The 4,029-nt window shown below is 59.0% G+C and carries 5 protein-coding genes; 4 read left to right on the forward strand and 1 reads right to left on the reverse strand.

All coding sequences use genetic code 11. From position 1 onward, the window contains the following. A partial coding sequence (locus tag A3754_RS28330) for a hypothetical protein (RefSeq protein ID WP_063521682.1) occupies window positions 1–372 on the forward strand: 372 nt, incomplete at its 5' end. A gap of 220 nt (window positions 373–592) precedes the next feature. On the opposite strand, the gene A3754_RS25340 is transcribed toward A3754_RS28330, so the two are convergent. Next, complete coding sequence (locus tag A3754_RS25340; protein ID WP_231880793.1) at window positions 593–1,291, reverse strand: nitroreductase; 699 nt, start codon at window positions 1,289–1,291, stop codon at window positions 593–595. Between the two features lie 76 nt (window positions 1,292–1,367). Here A3754_RS25340 and A3754_RS25345 point away from each other — a divergent pair, with 76 nt between their 5' ends. The 3 genes from A3754_RS25345 to A3754_RS25355 all read left to right on the forward strand — a co-directional run. After that, on the forward strand, window positions 1,368–1,871 hold the full coding sequence (locus A3754_RS25345) for a DUF1643 domain-containing protein (RefSeq protein ID WP_063521684.1): 504 nt from the start codon (window positions 1,368–1,370) through the stop codon (window positions 1,869–1,871). Between the two features lie 54 nt (window positions 1,872–1,925). Further along, window positions 1,926–2,378 (forward strand): DUF3429 domain-containing protein, encoded by a 453-nt coding sequence (locus tag A3754_RS25350; RefSeq protein WP_063521685.1) that lies wholly within the window; start codon window positions 1,926–1,928, stop codon window positions 2,376–2,378. 125 nt (window positions 2,379–2,503) lie between these two features. Then, window positions 2,504–4,029: fatty acid cis/trans isomerase (locus A3754_RS25355; RefSeq protein ID WP_197468867.1), on the forward strand; the 1,526-nt coding region annotated here is incomplete at its 3' end.

A 4,029-nucleotide genomic window follows, 5' to 3' on the forward strand; every position in this document is an offset into this window, starting at 1 on the left:
CTGGGCTTTGCGACGCCCCTCCACGCGGAGAACAGCGCCGTTCTGCGTTTTGATACACCACTGGCGATTACCGACAATGCCGACTTTGATCGGGATAACCCGCTGGAACCGGACAGCAGCAGCTTTATCCTGCTGGACGCCAGCAGCCTGAGCAGTGATAGCGGTGAGCGGTGGGCGCTGGTGTCACTGCGAAACGATGCCGGCGGCCAACGCATTCTGCGTGACGACTATCTGGTGGCGGAATTCGCCAACGGTGACCGCCGCCACGCCAGCAACCTGGAAGGCTCTTTCGCCGCCGCAGAGCAACAGCGCAAGATGGTTTTTTTCGGGTACCACCGCTTTCCCATCCTGCGCGTATTCACACAGCAATAATTGGGCTTATGGCTCTACGTTTGCCACAGGCTTGCAGGGAAGAGTGCCCTTATAGCGAAGAGCATGACGCCAAAGGCCTGATGCCAGACAAACCCAAACCGGCCACCACGCCTGTGCTGCATTACCAACACATTTTCAGGAAGTGGCCGCCGCTTTTTTAGATTTTAAGCGTCAACCGTCAGGCTTTGGGCATTGGGCATTGGGCATTGGGCGTTCCATGCTATTTAGCCGGAATCAGCAAACTCTCCAGCGGCTGGCGGTCCGGGCGGAATTGGTTAATGGTTTCATCCGCTTCATAACCCAGCGACAGGCCGCACAATAACTTGTACTGACCGGGCAACTGGAAATGCTGTTCCAGCGGCGATCGCCACAATGCCAGCGCCCCCTGGGCACAGGTTCCCAACCCCTCGTCCGTGGCCGCCAGCATCAGACTCTGTAAAAAAATACCCGCATCCAGCGCGCTGTAAACGCCCAGACCTTCGTGAACAAAAATAAACAACGCCACCGGCGCATCAAAAAAACGAAAATTCGCCGCCATCTGCTCGTGGCGAGCCTGCTTGTCTTCCCGTCCGATACCCAGCAACTTGTACAAGCCATGGCCGGTGGCGACCCGTCGTGGCTGCAGGTCTTCCGGGTACTTCACCACCGGTCGGTAATCGCCATCCGGCATCCCTTTTTTCGTCAACAGCGCCTTGAGCTTTTTCACCATGGGCGCCCGTTGAAGCGCCATCAGTTGATCAAACCGCTCCGGCAATTCGCGGCGCAGACTTTCCAGCACTTCGCCGCGGGCCACAGCGATCTGGTACGGCTGGGTATTGGACCAGCTTGGCGCCCTGCTGGCCCGGGCCAGCAACCCGTTCAGCATCTCATCGCTCACCGGCTGGTCGGTAAATGCCCGCACACTATGGCGTCGAGCCATTACATCCTGAAATTCCATACTCTCAACCTGTTGTGAGTTTAGCGTTTACTGTGCCAGAGACTTACAATGCGCAGCCATGACCAAGACCATCGATAACCTGCAACGTCGCGCCAACTTTTCCCGCTGTCGGCAATACCGCTATGCCCTGTGGCGCCAGTGGGGTGAAGGCGATGACTTCATGCTGCTGATTGGCCTGAACCCCTCCACCGCCGATCACCGCCAGGACGATCCCACCATCCGCCGCTGCATGGGCTTTGCCCGTGATTGGGGCTATTCCGGCCTGTGTGTGGCCAATCTGTTCGCCTACCGGGCCACCTACCCACAGGACCTGTTCGCCACTGCTGACCCGGTGGGCCCGAAGAATGACCAGTGGCTGCGCCGGCTGGCACGACAGGCAGACCTGGTGGTCGCCGCCTGGGGCAATCACGGCCGCTTCAATGACCGTGCCTTGCAGGTGACGCCGCAACTGCCTGCCATGCACTGCATTCGCCTGAACAGCTCCGGGGAACCGGCGCATCCACTGTATCTCCCCAAGCATCTCACCGCCCAGCCCTGGGATGGCTACGCCACCTTGTCCTGACCTTCACCTTGAACAAGCGACAATAGGCACAAAGTACCGGCCGGGATTAACAATGTGAGCACACGTCTGGAAAAGAACATCCGTCGTGCCAAAGGGCTGTCCTACGCTGGACTCATTCCCTTTTATGGCTTGGCGGGCCTGTCCTGGATTGCCGAGACGGGTAACTGGGCCCTGCATGCGCTCGCCACCTACGCCGCCATCGTCATTACCTTCCTCGGGGCCATTCACTGGGGTCGCGCCCTGGACAAGATGGCCGACAGTAATCAATACCCCACCCTGTTGTTTGGCTTGATGCCTGCCCTGCTGGGCTGGTTTGCCCTGTTGCTTCCTCTGGAGTTGGCGCTGCCCATGCTCGCCGCCGGGCTCATGTACGTATGGGGCACAGAACAGATGGTGTTCAACGAGACCCTGCCCACCTGGTACCGACATCTGCGCCACCAGCTCACCGCCGCTGCGGTCATCGCCGTATTGATCGGCTGGGCCGCCACCATGTTCTGGATGCTGTGAGCTACGCCCGCCCCGGAACAACTTTCCTTTTTTTACAAAGCAGCAGACCATCATGACGGCCCAACCGTGGCCCGAGCAGTCTGCCCCCGCTACACTACGGACTCGTCACAGGGAGATTCGGGTATATGAAACACCAATGGCTACGGCACGCCACCTTTACACTGGGATTACTACTTTTCTCTTTTTCGGCCTTGGCCGCCCCGGATTCCAACCCAACGCCTCCTCTCGTCAACACCGCGAACCAATCCCCTAATTACCACGACGATATTCGCCCGATCTTCGAGAACAAGTGCCTGGCCTGCCACGGCTGCTACGACGCGCCATGCCAGTTGAAACTGGAAGCAGTAGAAGGGCTGGACCGGGGCGCCAGCAAACAGAACGTCTATAACGGCGGCCGCAAGCACACCGTCGACCCTACCCGCTTGTTTCAGGATGCCCAAACCACCGCACAATGGCGTGACAGGGGGTTCTACTCGGTGATCGACAGCACCTCCGGCATGCAGGCGTCCCTGCTGTATCAAATGCTCGCGTTGGGCAAGAAACACACCTTCAACCCCAATGAAAAGCTGCCCGACGATATCGCCCTGGGGCTGAGCCGGCAGAACGAATGCCCCGCCCCGGATGAATTCGACGACTACGCTGACGACCACCCCATGGAAGGGATGCCGCTGGCCGTGACCGGCCTCACCGACAGCGAATTTGCCACCATCGCCCAGTGGCTGAAGCAAGGCGCCAGTTTCAAACCGGAAGTGATTACCCCCACCGCTGAAGAGCAGCAGCTGATTGACAGCTGGGAAACCTTTCTCAACCAGAGCGACCCGAAACACCAGCTGGTGGCGCGCTGGCTATACGAGCATCTGTTTCTTGCCCATCTGTATCTGGATAAAGGCGAAGACAGCAAGCCGGCCCATTTCTTCCAGCTTCACCGCTCCAGCACGCCCCCCGGCGAGCCGATCAAGCGGGTTGCCACCGACCGACCCAATCAAATGCCCCCGGAGAACTTCTGGTACCGCATTACCCCGGTCCGCGGCACCCTGGTGCACAAAACCCATATCACCTTTGGCCTCACCAAAGACAAGCTGGCGCGTACCCGGAAACAGTTTTTCAGCACCGACTGGGAAGTCAAAGAACTGCCCGGCTATGGCTATGAACAACGCGCCAACCCCTTCGTCACTTTTGCCGATATTCCTGCCCGCGCCCGCTACCAGTTTATGCTGGATGAAGCCGAATATTTTGTGCGTACCTTTATTCGCGGCCCGGTTTGCCGCGGCCAGGTGGCCACCGATGTGATCCGCGACCATTTCTGGGCGGTATTTCAGGATCCGGACCAGGACCTCTATATCACCGATGAAAATTACCGCGCCCAAGTCAGCGACTTGCTGGGCCTGCCAGGCCAGGATGACGACCTGCTGGCCCTCGGCTCCGAATGGCTGAAATACAGCGGCAAACGCAACGACTACCTCAAAGCCCGCAAACAGGCTTACGGGACGGGAGAACCACAGGGTCCGGGCTGGGGCTCCCTGTGGGATGGTGACGGCGATAACCGCAATGCGCTACTGACCATCTTCCGGCACCACGATAACGCCTCGGTACGTAAAGGGCTGATTGGTGACCTGCCACTGACCACCTGGGTCATGGACTATCCGCTGTT

Source organism: Alcanivorax sp. HI0083 (assembly GCF_001635175.1).